The sequence below is a fragment of the Nodosilinea sp. FACHB-141 genome (assembly GCF_014696135.1).
Taxonomy (GTDB): domain Bacteria; phylum Cyanobacteriota; class Cyanobacteriia; order Phormidesmidales; family Phormidesmidaceae; genus Nodosilinea.
Map to the genome: position 1 here is coordinate 14,265 of NZ_JACJPP010000009.1, position 18,585 is coordinate 32,849.

Below are 18,585 nucleotides of genomic sequence, written 5' to 3' on the forward strand. Positions count from 1 at the left end.
CCGCTCGGCTTTCTGACATTTGCTGACTCAAAGATTACCTTTGGCCGCGCACAACTTGCTCTTCTGGTGGCGCACCTAGGAAGACGACGCGTACCTGTTGCGGCTGAAAAATCCCAGGGACGCTAACTTGCGCCGTCGCTTGCGGGATGGCAACACAGCGGGTAAGGGCGGATTGAGGATTGTTGGCATTCAGTGCAGTTACATAGATGGTGGCGCGGCGTCCGTGCACCTCGCTGTACGACAAAACGGGCAGCAGTGAGTCGAGACAGCCATTCAGGGTGAACTGAAGCGAAACCCGCGTTTCTGACCCCGTGACGTTATCGGCAACGGGAATGCGGACAGCTTGGATTTCGGTAATTCGACCTCCAATCGCCGTCAAGCTTTCGGTGCGAGCCGGCACCGGAATTGCTTGAGCAGTAGTGGTCGCGATTGTGGTTAAGGCTGCTGTGATGGAAAAAAGTCGAGCGACCCTAAGTACCAGACAAGAACTGTAAGACGTGGTGAAACTCATCGGTTTTTGTTCAAGATTAAGCACAGTGTTTCTAAGATAGCCAAAGCCGTAGCGAAACATGCTCTTGGCTGGGCGCCCATGCTTTTTGAGCTTCAATAGCTTGAGGTGATGGAGCCACTCACCCGTCAGGATTATCCAACACAACGCCAGCGAGAGCAAGGCTAAGCGCTCACCATCGAAAAGCGGTCAAACAAGCGGTGAGTTATGCGGAAATTCAGAAACGGGTTGGATGTCATACGTTTCGCCACAGTTTTGCTACCCATCTGTTACAAAATGGCTACGACATTCGTACCACGCAAGACCTCCTAGGCCACAAAAATGTGAAAATTATGATGTACACCCATGTGCTGAACCGGGGGGAGCGCAGGGTTGTCAGTCCATTAGATGATCAAGGGCTTTGTGCCCACCTACGACGGCAATGGTAGATTTTTCGTCTTTGGGGTTGCACGAGTTTGCTCCTACCTGTTCTTCCATCTGCTGGTTGTCTCTGCCCTCAATACGAATTTTGGGAAACACCACCTCAGCTATGTTGAACTGCGATCGCTACCTATTTGGCAGCGGCCAAACATCGCGGTGGCTTGTCTTACTGTCGTCCAGAATTGATGTCTTGCCATTATCAGTAGCAATGCCTTTAATCGCGACGGCCATTAGTATTTATTTTGGAGCGCTGCTGTATGCGGCTGAACAGCAGTTTTTCGGTGAGAGGTTTATCAGGTAGCGACTCTAAACGCTCTCGGTAACTCTTGCTATAGGTGCTGGCACTGACCTCGGCTACCTTAACTTCCGCATACTCTTCACCCCAGTCGCTGCACTCTTACCACCTGAGCTGCCCCCGCCTTTCTCCCGGTTGGCCCAGGTGAATTGTTCCATATTCAGGTCAGACTCAAGGCCATGGGCCTCAGCTGTGGCCATTTTTACACCGTAGGGTTAGCAAATACCCCGAGTGAGATCGTAGTCTGCTTATTGCCTCGGCCCTCACCAAGACGTTTGGCTGAGAGCCCCGTAAGACTAGCTTGCGTCCTCGCTGTAGTCCTAGCTTGATTCGGTTTAGCACCTAGTTTGCTTGTTCTATAGTCTGGTCAATGAGGTTCATGGAAAAGATGATCTAAATTTTCCACGCAGTTATGGCATTTGGGGTCAAAAAAACTGCCCTAACTGTCGGGAAGTCGCAGCTAGGGCTTAGGGCTGAAAGCCTTAAACCACGGTACGGAGAGGGAGGGATTCGAACCCTCGTTGGGTTTCCCCAAAGCAGTTTTCGAGACTGCCGCATTCAACCACTCTGCCACCTCTCCAAAGGGGCGTTGCTATTCTACCGCTGAATCGGGTCCATAGACGACCCAGAGCCGAAAACCCGTAGAAAACTGTCGGCGAAGCGAGTTTTTGGGGGTGAGCTATCTAGACCTGTGCCCTTTGCAGGGGTACCGCAATCCGGGAAGATGAAGTAGCTCCGTTACGCCCCCGCTCACTCACTGCCATGGTGCCTGGTCTAACCGACGATTCGCTAGCTGAAAAACTCATAGACCTGGCCCTTAAACGGGGAGCCGACGCGGCGGAGGTGCTGCAATCGCGATCGCGATCGCGTCCCGTGTTTTTTGAAGCCAACCGTCTCAAACAGCTTGAAACCTCCGCTGCCCTGGGCACAGCCCTGCGTTTGTGGATTAATGGTCGGCCTGGGCTGGCGGTGGCCTACGGCAATGTTGATCCCGAAGCCATTATTGATAAGGCCCTAGCGATCAGCGCCCTTAACGACCCTGAAAACATCGACTTGGTCGCAGGCAACAGCCGCCATTACCCCGACATGGGCCAAGAGGTGCCGGTGGAGCAGCTGATCGAGTGGGGACAGGCCATGATCGATCGCATACGCAGCGCCTACCCCGAGGTGATCTGCGGTGTGGATGTGGAGTGTGATGTGGAAACCACTCGCATTCTCAACACCAAAGGGCTCGACTGCCACTACAGCGACGCCACCCTGAGCAGCTACCTGTCGGCTGATTGGGTGCGGGGCGATGACTTTTTGAGCGTGAGCGATGGTCAAACCCAACGCGATCGCCTGGAGGTGGATGCCTTAACCGACCAGGTGTTGCAGCGGCTAGCCTGGGCTGAGGAATCCGCCGAGGTTAATACCGGACGCATGCCGGTGATTTTTACCGCCAAAGCCGCCGATATGATCTGGGGCACGCTGCAATCTGCCCTCAGCGGCAAGCGGGTGGTGGAGCGATCGTCCCCCTGGAGCAGCGCCCTGGGCGAGCAGATGACCTCGCCGCGCGTGACCCTGCTGCAAGACCCGGAGGCGGGGCCGTTTAGCTGCCCCTTCGACGATGAGGGCACCCCCACCCAGCGGCTGGTGTTTATCGACAAAGGGGTGGTGACGTTGTTTTACTGCGATCGCGCCGTCGGCCGCACCCTGGGGGCTGGCTCCACGGGCAATGGCTTTCGGCCTGGGCTGGGCAGCTACCCAACCCCCAGTCTTTACAACACTCTGGTTGAACCGGGTACGCGATCTTTAGAGGCACTAATTGCCAGCATTAATAATGGGGTGCTGGTAGACCAAATTTTGGGCGGCGACCCCGGCATTGCAGGCGATTTTTCGGTCAACATTGACTTGGGCTACCGCATTCACCGGGGCAAGTTGATAGGCCGCGTCAAAGACACCATGGTGGCAGGCAATGTCTACACTGCCCTTAAAGACAATGTAGAGCTGGGCAGCGACGGCGACTGGAATGGCTCCTGCTACACGCCTTCGGTACTGCTAGATGGGTTGTCCGTCACCAGCGGTTGATCACTTGATTAAGGTTCGTTAGGGTCGATGCCCAAACTGCGCAGCTTGTCGGCTAGCCGATTAGCCCGCTGCTGCTCAGCCTGGGCTGTTTCTTCAGGGCTGAGAATCAATGTGCCATCGGAGGTGAAAAATCTGAGTTGGTTTTCGTGAATGCCGAGGAAAAGATCTAGCTCTTCACTCCATAGCCGACCGTGGGAATCTGGGGTGATCGCAGCGTAATGGCCCCGCAGTAAGGCAAAGCCTTGAAATTCAAAGCTTTCTGGATCAAACCAAAAATATTCTGGGGTGCGAAAAACATCCTGATAAAGCTGTTTTTTCAATCCTCGGTCAACAGCAGCGGTAGATTCTGACAATAGCTCGACAATGACGTTGGGGTATTTGCCATCTTCGTCCCACACGACCCAGCTACGGCGGGGTTGTGGGTCACTGTTTAAGACCACAAAAAAGTCAGGCCCTTTGAAATCCCGCGATTTACGTTGCTTGGGGCTGTAGTAGATAGTGACGTTACCAGAGACATAGACATCTTGACGGTTCTGCCAGTGCCAGCGCAGCAGACGAATCAGCAGGTCAATTTGGTCACGGTGCAGGTCAGTTTCCAAGGGAGGCTCGTCGCTGTAGAGATTGCTTGGGGGAAACGTAACCGATTCTTCTGCATAGAGCGCTGTGGCTGGGTCTTGGGCAGGAGACATGGCTAAACGCGCTAGAAAGATAACCTTAGTTTAACCGCTGGCACTGAGGGCAGATATAGCAGCGTCGCCCGCCGATCATGATCTTGGCGATAGTATTACCGCAGCGGTGGCAAGGTTTGCCCTGGCGGCCAAAGGCCCAGTGGCGGTAGTCGCGGCGGCGGTAGCCGGTTTGCTTGAGGTGTGTGGCTAGGGCCAAATCATTGGTAATGCCGTTGTGCCGGTATGACTGCTGGGGCAGGGCTAGAGCGGCTGCGGCAAAAGCGGCAATTTGCTCAGCAGTGCAGTCTACGGGCCGCTTACTGGGGTGAATGCCCGCCACGTAGAGAATTTCGGTGCGCAGGTAGTTGCCGATGCCGCCGAGGAAGCCTTGGTCGAGCAGCAGGGTGGCAAACTGGCGGCGGTGAAAGGGAGCGCTCAGGGTGCGTTCTGCTACCTCTGCTGGGGTGAGGGCAGTATCGAGGGTGTCGGGGCCAAGTCTGGCTATATAAGGATGGGTGGGCACAGACTCAGCCGTCAGCACCTCAATGTCTGAAGCACTGTAGAGTGCGCCCACCGCTGGGGGGTATGCACCGCAAACCGCAGCTGGCGTCGGCTATGGGGGATGGCGTTGGGCTTGCAGATCACCCAAATGCCGTAGAGCTGGTTGTGGCTGTAGACCCCCAGCCCGTGGTCGAAGTAGGTGACCATAGCTTTGCCGTAGGGCTTTACCGCCGTCACCGTGCGGCCAATCAGCTCTTCCTCGTAGGGTTTGAGGTGGTCGAAGGCAAAGAACACATCAGTGGCGATGTGGCCTGCGATCGCCCGATGAAGCTTGTCAGCCGCCCGGCGAATTTCGGGACCTTCGGGCATGGGCTACTACTCGTAGCCCCAAAAGGCCATCAGCTCACGGGCGCGGGCTGCCCCTTCGGTATCGCCCTGGCGGGAATACAAAATCGCCGCCAGCTCCAGGTTTGAGAGTGCCTGGGCCTCCAGCCCCTGCCCGTGGAGCGCCAATCCTAGGTTATAGAAGGCGGCGGGGTCACTGGGTAGAGCATCGACCACTTTACGGTAGGAGAGCACTGCCTGAAGGTACTGCTCCCGTTCGAGCAGCAGTTCGCCCAACAGAGCGTGAGCGGCAACTATCTCGGGGTCGAGGCGTACCGCCCGCACCAGGTAGTCAAAGGCAGCTTCGCGATCGCCCTGCTGGTAAAGCACATAGCCCATCTGGTGCTGGGCATTGGCGTTTTGGGGCTCTACCCGCAGCGCTTCGCGCAGGTTTTTGGTCGCCTCGGGATAGTTTTCTTGCAGTATGTAGATGTTGGCCACACTGACGTGAAGATCCCCATCGTTGGGGTTAGAGCGCAGCCCCTCGTTTAAGTAGGTCAGGGCTTGGTCATAGTCCTCCTGCTGAATGTAGAGCGACCCCAGCGCCGCGTATACTTGGGCGTTGCCAGGGGCAATGCGGGACAGATTCTGGTAGGTGGTCAGCGCCCCATCGTAGTCGCTGCGCTCGATTTGAATACCGCCAATCCCTAAGTGGGCGTTGACCTCACGGGGATTGCTGCTGAGAATGCCCTCGTAGGTGGACAGCGCATCGTCAAGCTGGCCGTTTTTGTACTGGCTGTGGGCTAGACCGTAGCGAAAAGCCAGGTTGCTGCCGTCAAGGGCGATCGCGCTTTGGTAAGCATCGATCGCCTCGCCGTAGTTCTCCTGCTGCACGTAGAGGTAGCCAATACCCGAGAACAGCCGAGGGTTGCGGCTGTCAATGGCGGCTGCCTGCTGATAGGCTGCGATCGCCCCGGCATAGTCGCGGGCCGTTACCTTAGCCTGGCCCTGACGTAGCAGTTCATCTACCTGCTCTTGCTGGGCGGCGCTGAGGCCGTTACTGCTTTGCGCCAGCCACAGGGGCGGCACCGGTTCAGGAACCTGCCCAAAATCGTTTAAAGCTTGGGAAGGCGGCGCTGGAGCAGCAGCTTGAGCATTGGGAATGACTACCCCACTGCCCATGAGCCCGCACAAAATAGCGATCGCCGCGTGACTGCGTTTCACAGGAAACTCTCCTTACTGGTAAACCAAATCGTTAAGGGTCCATTCCATATATTACAACTTGCCAACCGCTGTAAAGAATGGTCACTGTCGCACCGCCAGCCTCGGGTGATCCCGTAGCATTTAAGTATCAGGGTACACCAAATAACTCAGCCCTGACCCGCTACAAGCATCGCTACAATCGCCTACATCAATATCCTTAAGCCGCGAGGTGCCAGTCATGAAAGGTCTGAATCTCTCAGTACTTGGCTACTTTTTTGATGGGTTAATGCAATATTTTGCCGAGCCTGTTAGCAGAATATTTGGCCCCGACGACGACAACTATCCCAGAACTGGGGTGCAGCCCTTTGATGGCGACGCCTACGCCGAAACGGTCGAAACCCTCTAGAAAAACATGGTTTTTTACAACTCATTTCCTACCCAAAGCCCGCTTGCTAAGGCAGTAAGCGGGCTTTAGCGTTTAGGGATTAAGCAGCTAGCTAGAATGTCCTTGCAGGAGCGTCCCCACACTAGAACTTAGTAATTAATGGGCAATAGGTGTGCAAGAAAATTGGTTTGCTGCTGGATTTAGCGGCTTACTTTTAGACGTTTGCCCCAACACCGACCCGAAACAAACTTACCGGCCTGTACCCCCATCTACCCCTTCATCAGCACCCGAAACCGTTTGTTTGCTACAACAGCCCGGCTTTTTTGTTCCGCGTTCGCTCCACTACTCTGCCAGAAACCAGGTTTCTTCTACGGGTTGCCAAAGTTTGCCGCCATAGGTACAGCAACCCGGTTTCTGGTGGTGGATGAGCGGCGGGTTACGGCGGGGCAGGGGTGGTGGGTTAGGTGCGCAGTCTAGGACCGCCTAACCCACCCTATGGATCATTAAGACCACCCTCACCCATCCACCCCCGACCCATCCACCCACCCACTCCCTTCGCCCTTAACCAACTCTTACCGAATAAAACTTCACAGCCTTGCCAGAGTATTGAATGATAGAGGTAGTGGATTTTTGCTATCCAAACTTGAGCGGTGGACTTGCTCACTATAAAAAACCTCGCTTTGCTCCACGCTTCTCTCTCACCAGCCTATAGGACGAAACACTATGACAAGCTTTCCCATTGACCTAGGCGCATACCAGCGAATTTCCCTCGATGCGTCTAACCCCACCCTCACCGACGAGCAGCGCAGTGCCCTCAAGGCCAACATTCAGCTGTGTCGGGATGCGATCGTGTTCTTCACCGCCACGGGTGCAGCGCGGGGCGTGGGCGGTCACACTGGCGGCCCCTACGACACCGTGCCCGAGGTGATGATTCTCGATGCGCTGTTTCGCGGTGCGGGCGACAAGTACGTACCGATTTTCTTTGACGAAGCGGGCCACCGGGTGGCCACCCAGTATCTGCTGTCGGTGCTCAACGGCGACATGCCCGCCGAAGACCTGATGCACTACCGCGAAGCTCACTCCAAACTGCCCGGCCACCCCGAACTGGGGCTCACCCCCGGGGTTAAATTTAGCTCTGGGCGGCTAGGTCACATGTGGCCCTACGTCAACGGTGTAGCCCTGGCCAACCCCGGCAAAGTTGCCTTCTGTCTCGGTTCCGACGGCTCCCAGCAGGAGGGCAACGACGCCGAGGCGGCCCGCTTTGCGGTTGCCAACCACGTCAACGTCAAGCTGCTGATCGACGACAACGACGTTACCATTGCCGGTCACCCCTCTAGCTACATGGGCGGCTTCAGCGTCAAGAAAACTCTTGAGGGCCACGGCCTGACCGTGCTCGAAGGCGATGGCGAAGACATCGACAGCCTCTACGCCAACATCTGCAAGGCGATCAACACCCCCGGCCCCGTGGCGGTGGTTAACAAGCGGGCCATGGCGGTCGGCATCGAGGGCATTGAGGGTAGCACCCACGGCCATGATGTGATCTCGGTGAAGGCGGCGATCGCCTACCTCACCGCCAAAGGCCACACCGCCGCCGTGGAGATCCTCGAAGGCATTACTGCCCCCAAAAATACCTACGAGTTTCGGGGTTGCAGCAAAGTTGTGGGGGCCAACCGCAACGTGTTTGGCGATGCCATGGTAGAAGTGTTGGGCAAACTGGACGAAGCCACCCGCAAAGACAGCGTGCTAGTGGTCGACAGCGACCTGGAGGGGTCCTGCGGCCTGGCCCAGATCCGCAAGGCCTACCCCGAAGTCTTTATCAGCGGCGGCATTCAAGAGCGGGGCAACCTGTCGGCGGCGGCGGGCTTTGGCATGGCCGAGGGCAAGCAGGGCGTCTTCGCTACCTTTGCAGCCTTCCTGGAGATGTGCATCTCTGAAATCACTATGGCGCGGTTGAACCGGTCTAATCTGCTGTGCCACTTCTCCCACTCCGGCATCGATGACATGGCCGACAACACCTGCCACTTCGGCGTTAACAACTTCTTTGCCGACAATGGCCTGGAGGACGGCTATGAAACCCGCCTCTACTTTCCCGCCGATCCCAACCAGATGAAAGCCTGCGTCAACAAGGTGTTCCACGACCCCGGCTTGCGCTTTATCTTCTCGACCCGCTCGAAGGTGCCGATGATCCTCGACACTGAGGGCAACGAGATGTTTGGCGGCGACTACACCTTCACCCCCTGCAAGGATGAGGTGATCCGCGAGGGCACGGCGGGCTACATCGTCACCTTTGGCGACTCGCTCTATCGCGCCCTCGATGCCGTCGAGCGGCTGAAGCAGGAGGGCATCGACGTGGGCTTGATCAACAAGTCCACCCTTAACGTGATCGATGAAGAGACCATGGCCAAGGTGGGCCAAGCTCCCTTTGTGCTGGTGACCGAGGCCTTTAACCGCAAAACTGGCCTGGGCAGCCGTTTTGGCTCTTGGCTGCTGGAACGGGGCTACACGCCCAAGTTTGCCTTTATGGGTACCAACCACGAGGGTAGCGGAGGCCTGTGGGAGCAGTTTATTCACCAGAGCATTGACCCCGATGGCATCATGGCTAAAGTGAAAGAACTGGTGGGTTAGATCCCTCTGTCCCCCCTTTTAGGGGGTGCTAGAGCCCCGGTTTCTTAAGGAGCCGGGGCTTTGCAATCGCAGCCCACTGAGTTTGCTGGGGAAGTTATCGGCGATGAAAGTTGATGTATTTAAGATCGCTCAGAGTGGCCCCGACGACCTGAGCGGTCTAGCCGCACTGGTGCAGCAAGGAACCTTAGACCCCAAAACCATTGTGGCGATTTTGGGCAAAACCGAGGGCAACGGCTGCGTGAATGATTTCACCCGTGGGTTTGCGGTAGCCACCTTGAAGGGATACCTGAGGGGGCTGATGGGCGATGAGCTGCTCAACCAGGTGGTGTTTGTGATGTCGGGGGGCACTGAGGGAGTGCTAAGCCCTCACATGACAGTGTTTACCCGCCAGAGTGAGGGGCTGGTGGAGCCGACTCAGACCGGGCTGGCCCTGGGGATTTGCCACACCCGCGACTTCTCGACCGATGAAATTGGCACGTTGACGATGGTGGAGGTGGTAGCGGAGGGAGTAGAACGAGCGATCGCCGCTGCTGGCCTCACCGCCGAGGCGGTTCATTTTGTGCAAATTAAATGCCCGCTGATCACGGCGGCTCGCTACACCCAGGCCGCTATTACTCAGGACAGCTATAAATCGATGGCTTACTCTCGGGGAGCCTCGGCCCTCGGGGTCGCTCTGGCCTTGGGCGAAGTGCAGCGAGGCGATCTCACCGCTGCCGACATTTGCCACAACTACCGCCTCTACTCCTCAGTGGCTTCGACCTCGGCGGGGGTCGAGCTGCAAAACTGCGAAATTCTAGTGCTGGGCAATGCTCCCCAGTCCCATAGCCGCTACCGTATTGGTCACAGCGTTATGGCCCACGCCCTTGATATCGCCGCCGTCAACCGAGCCATCCACAGTGCCGGGGGAGTGGGCAAAGGCGGCCAGATTGTGAATGTATTTGCCAAGGCCGAGGCCGACCCCTCGGGGCAGCTGCTCGGGCACCGCCATACTATGCTCGACGACTCTGATATCAATCACACCCGGATGGCTAGGGCGGTAGTGGGGGCTGCGATCGCCGCCGTTGTGCAAGACCCGATGATCTATGTGTCAGGCGGCAGCGAGCACCAGGGGCCGGCGGGGGGCGGGCCGATCGCCGTCATCGTTGTATAACGTAGACATAACCTGGAGTCTTGGCTTAGAGAGGGTAGTCTCATGGTGAACAGCGAGCGGGAGAAGATGCTGGCGCATGAGCTCTACCGAGGGGCAGACCCCGAGCTAGTCGCAATGCGGCGGCAGACTCAAGAAAAGCTGTATCGGTTTAACCATGCTCGGCCAGCAGAGCTTGAGGTGCGGCAGGAGGTGGTGCGATCGCTCTTTCACACCATTGGCCCCAACTTCGAGATTACTCCGCCCTTTTTCTGTGACTACGGTGACCACATTCGAGCCGGCAAAAACCTTTACCTCAACACCAACTGCACCATTCTTGACTGCAACTGGGTAACGCTGGGAGATGATGTAATGCTTGCGCCCAATGTGCAGATCTACACGGCCTACCATCCTGTTGACCCAGCGGTACGGCTGAGTGGGTTAGAGATGGCAGCTCCCATTATGATTGGCAGTAATGTATGGCTAGGTGGCGGTGTGATTGTTTGCCCAGGGGTGACGATTGGTGACAATACAACGATTGGTGCAGGCAGTGTAGTGACAAAATCTATTCCCGCAAATGTAGTTGCGGTAGGCAATCCTTGCCGAATTTTACGCAAAGTTTAGAATTGCGCAACTATATCATTATTGGTTGAATTATTGCGGTCGATTGCAACAAGTTGCCTGACTTTTTCTGATATTTATCTTCTTGAAATCTTAGCTATCCTGCCTAACCTATGACGCTCTCCACAGTGGGATGGGAACACTAAAGACCACCGATTGATTGCGGGTTTGAGCTATGGGATTTTCTGCCTCTAAGACTTGCGCTTGTCAGAGTATTGGTCGATGTCAGGCTGGAGAGGCAGGTCGACTTTTTCTGTGGTTTCCAGTTCCCCATACGTTAGCGAAAGTCATTCCTTTTCTAAAACAAGAATCGCTCGAATTTGAGCTAATGCAGGAGCGGCCGGGTTTGACCATAGCCTGCAAATCTGGCCAAGCCCAGAATGTTGCCCAAAGATTGGCTCAGCTAGTAGCACCGAGAGAACTAAAAGAAACCCAAGTTCTATTTGTTCGGGGTGCGGTGCAGCCCCAGCTGCAGGATTTTAGCGACATTTCCTCCCTACAGCGCTTTATCAAGATCAGTCAATCTGATTGGCTGGTGGATATGTTGACTAGCGATCGCATCACCAGCCATTTTCAACCAATTGTTTCCATTGACGACACGGCTCAAATCTATGGGTATGAATCCCTTCTGCGTGGGCTAGATGAGCAGGGTAATTTGGTTATGCCAAGTTCCATTTTTGAGCTAGCAACCGAAGCGGGTTTGTTGCCGCAGCTAGACCGGGTGGCTCGCCTTAGCGCCATTAATCAAGCAAGTCGGCACAACTTGACGGGACGTATTTTTATCAACTTTTCCCCCACAGCGCTGTATGATCCGGTGTCTTGCTTGCGGAGCACGGTGGACGCCATTGATAAAGCCGGTATTCGCCACGATCAGGTTGTGTTTGAAGTTGTTGAGTCAGACAATCCTCAAGATCTAGACCACCTTAAGACTGTACTGAAATATTACCGGGACGCTGGGTTTGCTGTTGCTCTAGACGATTTGGGATCCGGGTATTCCGGTCTGAACCTGCTGCATCAGCTGCGGCCAGATTTCGTCAAGCTCGATATGGAGCTAATTCGAAACGTTCACCTTGACGTTTACAAGGCTTCCATCACTGAAAAGCTTTTAGAAATTGCGCAAAATCTGAACATTAAAACCGTTGCCGAAGGCATCGAGTGCATTGAAGAGTTGAACTGGTTGCAGGAACGGGGTGCTACCTTCGCCCAGGGCTATTTGATTGCTAAACCCGCTGCTACACCGGCTAAAACGACGCCGCGCTTCAACGCAAAAGCGGTGGCGCTCACCCCAGCGCCTTCGCGGCCAGCGTTGCAAAAAGTACAGCACCAAACTGCACCTGAGCGCATTGTTGCAGCTGTAACTCAGCACATTCGGCAATCGCTGAAGTTAGATGAGATTCTCCAAACGACAGCGGATGAAGTTCGACAGCTGTTTGAGGTCGATCGAGTTGTAATCTATCGGTTTGAGCCTGACTGGAGCGGGTTAGTAGCGGTCGAATCTTTGGCAGAGGGGTGCCCATCCATCTTAGGTTTCCATGTCATGGATACCTGCTTTAAGACGACCCACGCGGCCTACTACCAGCAGGGCAACACCCGGGCGATCGAAGACATTGAAACAGCAGGGCTGATGTCGTGCCATATTGAACTGCTTCAAAGCCTGAATATTCGAGCGAATTTGATTGTGCCTATCCTGCAAAAAGAGCGGCTGTGGGGGCTTTTAATTGCCCACCAGTGCAACGAGACGCGCCAGTGGCAGCAGTCGGAGGTCAATTTACTTTATCAACTCGCTGGGCAAGCGGCGATCGCCATTCAGCAAGCGGAGCTATATCACCAGCTGCAAACCGCTAATCAAGAGCTTCATCGCTTGGCTTCGGTAGATGGGTTAACCCAGCTGGCCAACCGTCGCTGCTTCGACGCTCGGCTGAGTGCAGAATGGCAACGGCTGGCCCGAGAGCAGTCTTCCCTATCTTTAATTTTGTGTGATGTAGACTGCTTCAAACTCTACAACGACACCCATGGCCACCTAGCTGGAGACGATGCTCTGCGGCAGGTAGCCAAAGCCATTGTGCAGGCGTCTAGGCGTCCATCCGATTTGGCAGCCCGCTACGGTGGCGAAGAGTTTGCGATTATTCTGCCAAATACCACCACCGAGGGGGCGATCGCCGTGGTCGAAGCAATTCAGGCTAATTTGGCGGCTCTACAACTGTCCCCTCCTCAATCTCAGACCAGTGACCTGGTGACACTTAGCTTTGGCGTAGCAACTGTTGTGCCGCAGAGCCAGCTGTCGTCTGCAACGTTGATCGCTACCGCTGATCAAGGTCTTTACCGAGCAAAAGCCCAAGGGAAAAACTGTGTGGTGCAGGTGAGCTATGGAGAAATAGCGGCGTCATTCTAACGACTTGCCGTGTCGGGGCTGCGGTGCGAAGTAGCCAGATACAGCTATACCACCTGAAGGTATTAGTCGAAACGGCGATCGCGCTCTCGCGTTACTAGCCCCGACTTGGAGATTACGCTAAATCCTGCTTGGCTACCTTTGATTCAGCAGGGCGAATGCAATAGAGTCTCCGGCTCGGCTATGCCTACGCCTCTACGGTTTGGCCTCTTGGGAATCGGGGTTGTTTGATTTGTATTTGGTATTAGACCCCGCTGAGCCTGCGCCTCGGGAACTCGGGAAGCGATCGCTGGTCAAAGAAACTGCGCAGCACGGTGAACTGTTGATGAGATTAGTTTTACGCTGTTCTGTCCAGGAGGCTGAAAGTATTGCCAGAGTACTTTTTGCACTGGCCACTGCTGGTTTAGCGGCAGGGGTTTGGTGGCTCTGGTACGCAGATAACTGGGGCCTAACGCCAGCGCGCGCCGCCCAGCGAGACGGTTTTTGTGAAAACGCCCCAGTGACCAAAGTCCAGCGGCAAACAGCCACCACGGCAATTGTTGTCTGTCAGGGGTTGCCAGGTTCCTTAGACGGTGGGCATGTAGCGGTCTGGCGGTTGCCTTGGAGACTGTGGTGGGCCTCTCCCCAGGGAGCAAACTTTAGCTATCGCCCGCCCGACGCCGTTTCAACCGAGCGAGTAGACTACGTTCACTATGGCCCTACTCAAAGTGCCTACACCTCGCTAATTTTGCTGGGCCGAAGCCGTTCTTCGGACGTGGCGGCTGTAGAAGCCCGCTTGAGCGATGGTAGAACGCTAAAAAATGAAGTAACTGATGGATTATTTGTCTTTGATGCGCCCATTCAGGCCGTAGGGATCAAAGTCGATGAGCTAAAGCTCATAGGCCACAATAACCAGGTCGTGCAGCGCATTGAAGTAAAGCCGGGTTACTGAGCATTGTCCGCTATGGAAAATGCCCAATTTCAAAGAACTCAGGGTTTCTGATAGCTGATCACGCGCACCGATGCCGCTGATGGTTCTTCGCTAAAAACCAGCACCCCTTCAGCTTGGGAGCGAGCGGGAATAAAGTCGAAGGTGGTATTGGCCACTTCTTCCGGGCTAGTGGTTTCTAAGGTACCTTCAACGGTGACTTCGGCGGCGGTGGCATCGCCTTCGTTAGTGATGGTAATGGGTAGGTAATAGTGGTCCTGGGCGGGCCGCACTTCACCCGGTTCCACCGTAAATTCGGCAGGTTTCGTCGATGGTTGAAGCCATAGTGAAGCCACCGTAGCAACTACCGCCGACAGCAACGTGAGGGAAATGCCGAGGGAAAACCATTCGGCTCGATTGCGGGTGGGCTTTTCAGACATGGGGTTTAAGGGGTTAGACAGCCAGACGGCCGGCCGCACCGCCAATGGTGCAGGGCAGGCCCAATACGATGATATAGCTCACCCACTGATTAATTGGGTCGCCCACGCGAATGACCTGAAACAGCCACAGCATGAGTGTTGCAGCGGCCAGCGCAATTAGGTAAGCGGCCACAGTTTCGCTAATTGGTTTTTGAAACAAGCCGGACTGCGCTCGTCGCTGCCGCTGAGCGCCAAAATTGGCCTCAAACACAATGATGTAGGACAGCAGCAGCGAACTGGCCATAATCAGTAGCAGACGTGTGGGCTCCAGCGAGCTGGAAATCATGGGGATTTCATCGGTAGGTGCGATCGAGGAGCCAACGACGATCGCGCCTAGGAGGGCGGCCCCGGCATCTGATAGCGTGCTGCGCAAGGGGTGGTCGCGCTTTTGGGCGGATTCATCACCGTCATCGTCGCCGGTTCTAAGCAAAAGGTTGTTGGCAATGCCGACCCCGATCGAAAAGGGCAGCGACAGGGTGATCAGTCGGCCCATGATGGCGTCTATGCCGGTTTCAATGTGAAGAATGTCGAGCAGCGTCAGGCTGAGGGTGGCAGTAAAGAGGGCGATCGCCAGCCCCTCGGCACTTTCGACCAAAATCTGGGTGCGGCTACGGGGCTGCTCAGCGCGAAATCCACCTTTGATATTCAGCAGCACCAGGGCCAGGTAGGCCATGCCCAAAATCAGCATCATGCGCGGCGGCGAGGTGAAGTTACCCTTCCACCACACCTCCATGGTGTAGAGAAAGGGGGCACCAAACAAAAATGCCCCGGCAATGCCGCGCATCAAATCGCTAAACTCTGTTCGCCAGTCCTGGATTTTGATTCGTACCATGCCATCTTTTGCTGAGGTTGCCCTTAATTTTGGCAGATTCTGGCACCGCTAGATGCCGAAGCCGGTTCTAAAGGTGCTTGAGGCCGAGACGCAGGGCCGCCACCTGCGATCGCTCGGGCATTGATGGCTGTGCCCCTGGCACCATGACCGCCGCTGCCGCCACAGCGTTGGCGAACTGCACGGCTTCCTCCAGATCCATCGCTTCGGCTAGGGCTACGGCCAGGCCGCCGTTAAAGGCATCCCCGGCGGCCACGGTGTCAACCACGTTTACCGGCAGGGCCGGCTGGTGAAAGGTGCGATGGTTTTCAGCAACCACAACACCCTGGTCGCCTAGCTTGACGATGGCGATCGCAACGCCGCGCTGCACTAGCTGCTGAGCCGCCTCGGTGGCGGTAGCGACATCGGTCACCGCCAGCCCAGTGAGCTGACCAGCCTCGACCTGGTTAGGGGTGAGAATATCCACAGTTCTAAGAAATGCTGGCGGGAGGTCAGTTCGCGCGGGAGCCGGATCGACAATCACTGTTGCTCCCTGAGCCTTGGCGGCCTTGGCTGCCACCATCACCAGCGGCAGCGGCACCTCGAACTGAAACAGCACCAGATCGCCGGGCTGCAGCTGGGTCGTGAGGCGATCGACATCCCCGTCGCTGATTTGGCCATTGGCACCGGGTATGACCACGATGGTATTTTGGCCGGCACTATCGACCGCGATCGCCGCTACCCCCGTCGATACCTCCCCGTCAATTGCTACCCCACTGGCATCGACCCCAGCATTCTGCAAACCCTGAATGAGTTGATGGCCAAAGTCATCGTCGCCGACTCGACCGATCATTCTTGTCGCTGCTCCCAGTCGCGCCGCCGCCACCGCTTGGTTGGCCCCCTTGCCGCCGGGGAGCGTCTCAAACTGGGTGCCCAAAATGGTTTCCCCTGGCTGGGGCAGGTGGGGCGATCGGCAGACCAGATCCATGTTCAGGCTGCCAAACACATGGATGGTCTTGGGCGATGGGTTAGGGGTCATCGGTAACGGGCGCTTAAACAGTTAAACCTTCGCAGGGTGGAGCGCTGCGACCCAAGGCAGAATCACCGACAGGGCTGCCGTCGAAATTCCCTAAAACAGTTCCCTGTCGTCGTCATCGTCAAGGGTGCCGTAGGGCGATGGGGGTCGATCGCTGCTCCAGGCCCACCAGGGGGTGGCGCACTCGCCGCAGTGGTAAAACTCCTGCCACTTGCGGCGGTGATCAGCCCCGTAGACTGGCGATCGGCGGTTGATCCAAACGGCTTTAGCCTGGCGGCTCTCGGCCCCACACTGAGGGCAGCAAAACTCGCTGGCGTGGGTGGCAGACTCGGCCCAGTCGGGCGAAAAAGGGGAAAAAGCTTCCATAGGGTGGAGCGGGGGGGTCAGTTCTATTATGAGCCAGTCGAAGGATGGTTGGTTTATGGTCTGAGGCCCACGGTTCGAGGTCTACGGTTCAAGGCAAACCCGTAAACCCTGGACCTGCTACCTTGCACCTGGCATCTATCCCAGGGTTAAGTTCTAGAACAAGCCGCTTCGCCAGCGACGTTCTTCGGCATAATCGGTGGCAGGCTCGCCAATTTTGGGCCAAAAGGAGAATGGCACCGCATGGCACTGCGTTTGATTTCGCTGCTAGGGATTTTTGGCCTTTGCTTTATTGCCTGGCTGGGTTCAGAAGATCGGCGGCGGGTACCGTGGAAGGTGATTGGTTGGGGCGTTGCCATTCAGCTGTTGGTGGGGTTGCTGGTGTTTTTGCTGCCCTTTACCCGCTCGGTGGTGGTCTGGCTCAGCTCTATTCTCAACGCCCTAATCGATGCGTCTGATGCTGGGGCGCGGTTTTTGTTTGGCCCCATTTTTGTGCCCGACTTTAACCAAACCGTTGGCCCCTCTGGAGCCGGACGCTGGATTGCTCGCGCCCTGACGCCGCCCTTTACCGCCGTGCCGGGCGATCGCCTAGGAACCGACAACCTCAACCTGGGCTACATCTTCGCATTCAGATCGCTGCCTCAGGTAGTGTTTTTTGCCTCCATTTTTGCGCTGCTGTATAACCTGGGCGTGGTGCAGCCAATTGTGCGGGTGTTTGCCCGCTTCTTTCGCTGGGCCATGAATATCAGCGGGGCCGAGGCCCTAGCGGGAGCGGCGAATATCTTTGTCGGCATTGAGTCGGCGATCGCCATCAAACCCTTCCTAGAGCGCATGACCCGCAGCGAACTGTGCGCTGTGTTGGCGGGCTGTTTTGGCTCCATTGCCTCCACGGTGCTGGGCCTCTACGCCGGGTATCTGCGGCCGATTTTTCCGTCGATCGCAGGCCACCTGATGTCGGCCTCGGTGCTGACGATTCCGGCCTGCTTTGTGATGGCTAAAATTCTGGTGCCCGAGCGAGAGGTGCCCGACACCCTAGGCAAGGTGCCCGCCGTCGACTTGGCCGACGACGAGCAGCAAAGCCCGATGGATAGCCTGATTTTGGGTGCCCTCGACGGCGTCAAAATGGCGGTGGGCATTGTTGCCGCGCTGATCGCCATTCTGGGGCTGATCGCCCTGCTCAATTTGCTCTTTGCCCAGCTGGCTAGCCTGGCCACCAGCGAGTTTGCCCTCTGGCGCGTCATCGGTCAGGTGTTTAGCGTGATCACGCTGCAGAACATTATGGGGGTGCTGTTTTTGCCCCTCACCTTTCTCACCGGAGTTTCCCTTGACTGGCAAGAGCTGTGGCTATCGTCGCAGCTGATTGGGCGACGGTTTTTAGAAACAGCCATCCCGCCCTACATTGGCCTAGCCAATGCCGCAGCTGAGGGCACACTGAGCGATCGCGCCCTGGTGATTGTCAGCTACGCCCTCTGCGGCTTTGCCCACCTCCCCTCGGTGGGCATCTTTGTCGGCGGTCTCTCGACCCTGGTGCCCTCCCGCCGCAAAGACATTAGCGAAGTTGCCTGGAAAGCTCTGTGGGCGGGCACCCTGGCCACGCTGATGACCGGCTGCGTGGCGGGCATCTTTTTCTACGAAGGCGCGGCAGTGCTGGGCCGGTAAGAGGCTTCAGTTTTCAGCAGATGACCGTCCGCCTTGGTGTCTAATGCGGAATTCGCCTTGAGAAGCCCTGGTTCAAATCAGGGCTCTGGTAGGGGCATTGCAGTGTGTCACGCGCTGTAAGGTTGTGCCCCCATGGGTGACACAAGGTTATGCCCCCTGATGAATCAGGGGGTTTTTCTTTTGGGGTGGGAGAGTTGCAGG

Annotated in this window: 17 protein-coding genes, 1 tRNA gene and 2 pseudogenes; 9 read left to right on the top strand and 11 right to left on the bottom strand. The window is 56.4% G+C overall.

The features are described 5' to 3' along the window. Positions 1–34 precede the first annotated feature (34 nt). Positions 35–400: a hypothetical protein gene (locus H6F59_RS07915; RefSeq protein ID WP_190697421.1), complete on the bottom strand. Its 366-nt coding sequence runs from the start codon at positions 398–400 to the stop codon at positions 35–37. Positions 401–526: 126 nt separating this feature from the next. Further along, positions 527–673, bottom strand: a pseudogene (locus H6F59_RS26320) (IS4 family transposase); the annotation flags it as partial. Positions 674–696: 23 nt separating this feature from the next. Between H6F59_RS26320 and H6F59_RS07920 the strand changes: the two are divergent. Beyond that, positions 697–936: pseudogene (locus tag H6F59_RS07920) on the top strand (tyrosine-type recombinase/integrase); the annotation flags it as partial. 782 nt (positions 937–1,718) lie between these two features. Here the strand turns inward: H6F59_RS07920 and H6F59_RS07925 are convergent. Next, positions 1,719–1,803: transfer RNA gene (locus H6F59_RS07925), tRNA-Ser, on the bottom strand. A 182-nt stretch (positions 1,804–1,985) separates the two neighbouring features. On the opposite strand from H6F59_RS07925, the gene H6F59_RS07930 reads away from it, so the two are divergent. Next, positions 1,986–3,290 (top strand): TldD/PmbA family protein, encoded by a 1,305-nt coding sequence (locus tag H6F59_RS07930; RefSeq protein WP_190697428.1) that lies wholly within the window; start codon positions 1,986–1,988, stop codon positions 3,288–3,290. Positions 3,291–3,298: 8 nt separating this feature from the next. Here the strand turns inward: H6F59_RS07930 and H6F59_RS07935 are convergent, their stop codons facing one another. From H6F59_RS07935 to H6F59_RS07945, 4 genes are read right to left on the bottom strand one after another with little or no spacing between them, the layout of a single operon-like run. Further along, a complete protein-coding gene (locus H6F59_RS07935; RefSeq protein ID WP_190697430.1) occupies positions 3,299–3,979 on the bottom strand; it encodes a Uma2 family endonuclease in 681 nt (226 codons plus the stop codon). A gap of 25 nt (positions 3,980–4,004) precedes the next feature. Next, positions 4,005–4,532, bottom strand: coding sequence for a zinc finger domain-containing protein (locus H6F59_RS27275; protein ID WP_313887153.1), 528 nt, complete (start codon positions 4,530–4,532; stop codon positions 4,005–4,007). Then, positions 4,493–4,828, bottom strand: a complete 336-nt coding sequence (locus tag H6F59_RS27280; RefSeq protein ID WP_242021347.1) for a DNA-formamidopyrimidine glycosylase family protein — start codon at positions 4,826–4,828, stop codon at positions 4,493–4,495. The genes H6F59_RS27275 and H6F59_RS27280 overlap by 40 nt, the downstream gene beginning before the upstream one ends. A 6-nt stretch (positions 4,829–4,834) precedes the next feature. Beyond that, the gene (locus H6F59_RS07945; RefSeq protein WP_190697433.1) at positions 4,835–6,007 is read right to left on the bottom strand and encodes a tetratricopeptide repeat protein; all 1,173 of its coding nucleotides are present in this window, start codon (positions 6,005–6,007) and stop codon (positions 4,835–4,837) included. A 217-nt stretch (positions 6,008–6,224) separates the two neighbouring features. On the opposite strand from H6F59_RS07945, the gene H6F59_RS07950 reads away from it, so the two are divergent. From H6F59_RS07950 to H6F59_RS07975, 6 genes are all read left to right on the top strand, one after another. Further along, the gene (locus H6F59_RS07950; RefSeq protein WP_190697436.1) at positions 6,225–6,392 is read left to right on the top strand and encodes an isochorismate synthase; all 168 of its coding nucleotides are present in this window, start codon (positions 6,225–6,227) and stop codon (positions 6,390–6,392) included. A gap of 702 nt (positions 6,393–7,094) precedes the next feature. Continuing rightward, entirely contained in the window at positions 7,095–8,996 is a 1,902-nt protein-coding gene (locus H6F59_RS07955) for a transketolase C-terminal domain-containing protein (RefSeq protein ID WP_190697439.1), read from the top strand. A gap of 103 nt (positions 8,997–9,099) precedes the next feature. Next, the gene (locus H6F59_RS07960) at positions 9,100–10,146 is read left to right on the top strand and encodes a ring-opening amidohydrolase (protein WP_190697442.1); all 1,047 of its coding nucleotides are present in this window, start codon (positions 9,100–9,102) and stop codon (positions 10,144–10,146) included. A 42-nt stretch (positions 10,147–10,188) separates the two neighbouring features. Beyond that, entirely contained in the window at positions 10,189–10,746 is a 558-nt protein-coding gene (locus H6F59_RS07965; protein WP_190697445.1) for a sugar O-acetyltransferase, read from the top strand. Between the two features lie 172 nt (positions 10,747–10,918). Beyond that, positions 10,919–13,135 carry an EAL domain-containing protein gene (locus H6F59_RS07970; protein ID WP_190697448.1) on the top strand — a complete coding sequence of 739 codons (2,217 nt, stop codon included), beginning with the start codon at positions 10,919–10,921 and terminating at the stop codon, positions 13,133–13,135. A 199-nt stretch (positions 13,136–13,334) separates the two neighbouring features. Further along, complete coding sequence (locus H6F59_RS07975) at positions 13,335–14,063, top strand: hypothetical protein (protein ID WP_190697450.1); 729 nt, start codon at positions 13,335–13,337, stop codon at positions 14,061–14,063. 38 nt (positions 14,064–14,101) lie between these two features. Here the strand turns inward: H6F59_RS07975 and H6F59_RS07980 are convergent, their stop codons facing one another. The 4 genes from H6F59_RS07980 to H6F59_RS07995 all read right to left on the bottom strand — a co-directional run bounded on the left by H6F59_RS07980 (position 14,102) and on the right by H6F59_RS07995 (position 16,728). Then, complete coding sequence (locus tag H6F59_RS07980; protein ID WP_190522478.1) at positions 14,102–14,479, bottom strand: hypothetical protein; 378 nt, start codon at positions 14,477–14,479, stop codon at positions 14,102–14,104. A gap of 13 nt (positions 14,480–14,492) precedes the next feature. Next, positions 14,493–15,350, bottom strand: coding sequence for a TIGR02587 family membrane protein (locus H6F59_RS07985; protein ID WP_190697453.1), 858 nt, complete (start codon positions 15,348–15,350; stop codon positions 14,493–14,495). A 67-nt stretch (positions 15,351–15,417) separates the two neighbouring features. Beyond that, on the bottom strand, positions 15,418–16,365 hold the full coding sequence (gene rbsK / locus H6F59_RS07990; protein ID WP_190697457.1) for a ribokinase: 948 nt from the start codon (positions 16,363–16,365) through the stop codon (positions 15,418–15,420). Between the two features lie 90 nt (positions 16,366–16,455). After that, a complete protein-coding gene (locus H6F59_RS07995) occupies positions 16,456–16,728 on the bottom strand; it encodes a hypothetical protein (protein ID WP_190697460.1) in 273 nt (90 codons plus the stop codon). 240 nt (positions 16,729–16,968) lie between these two features. Between H6F59_RS07995 and H6F59_RS08000 the strand changes: the two genes are divergently transcribed. Next, entirely contained in the window at positions 16,969–18,384 is a 1,416-nt protein-coding gene (locus tag H6F59_RS08000) for a NupC/NupG family nucleoside CNT transporter (RefSeq protein WP_190697463.1), read from the top strand. The last annotated feature ends 201 nt before the right edge of the window (positions 18,385–18,585 follow it).

Bases quoted from the DNA above. Each gene is read 5' to 3' on its own strand.
- H6F59_RS07930 (WP_190697428.1), top strand. From the start codon at position 1,986: ATGGTGCCTGGTCTAACCGACGATTCGCTAGCTGAAAAACTCATAGAC.
- H6F59_RS07935 (WP_190697430.1), bottom strand. From the start codon at position 3,979: ATGTCTCCTGCCCAAGACCCAGCCACAGCGCTCTATGCAGAAGAATCG.
- H6F59_RS27280 (WP_242021347.1), bottom strand. From the start codon at position 4,828: ATGCCCGAAGGTCCCGAAATTCGCCGGGCGGCTGACAAGCTTCATCGG.
- H6F59_RS07950 (WP_190697436.1), top strand. From the start codon at position 6,225: ATGAAAGGTCTGAATCTCTCAGTACTTGGCTACTTTTTTGATGGGTTA.
- H6F59_RS07955 (WP_190697439.1), top strand. From the start codon at position 7,095: ATGACAAGCTTTCCCATTGACCTAGGCGCATACCAGCGAATTTCCCTC.
- H6F59_RS07960 (WP_190697442.1), top strand. From the start codon at position 9,100: ATGAAAGTTGATGTATTTAAGATCGCTCAGAGTGGCCCCGACGACCTG.
- H6F59_RS07965 (WP_190697445.1), top strand. From the start codon at position 10,189: ATGGTGAACAGCGAGCGGGAGAAGATGCTGGCGCATGAGCTCTACCGA.
- H6F59_RS07970 (WP_190697448.1), top strand. From the start codon at position 10,919: ATGGGATTTTCTGCCTCTAAGACTTGCGCTTGTCAGAGTATTGGTCGA.
- H6F59_RS07980 (WP_190522478.1), bottom strand. From the start codon at position 14,479: ATGTCTGAAAAGCCCACCCGCAATCGAGCCGAATGGTTTTCCCTCGGC.
- H6F59_RS07985 (WP_190697453.1), bottom strand. From the start codon at position 15,350: ATGGTACGAATCAAAATCCAGGACTGGCGAACAGAGTTTAGCGATTTG.
- rbsK (WP_190697457.1), bottom strand. From the start codon at position 16,365: ATGACCCCTAACCCATCGCCCAAGACCATCCATGTGTTTGGCAGCCTG.
- H6F59_RS07995 (WP_190697460.1), bottom strand. From the start codon at position 16,728: ATGGAAGCTTTTTCCCCTTTTTCGCCCGACTGGGCCGAGTCTGCCACC.
- H6F59_RS08000 (WP_190697463.1), top strand. From the start codon at position 16,969: ATGGCACTGCGTTTGATTTCGCTGCTAGGGATTTTTGGCCTTTGCTTT.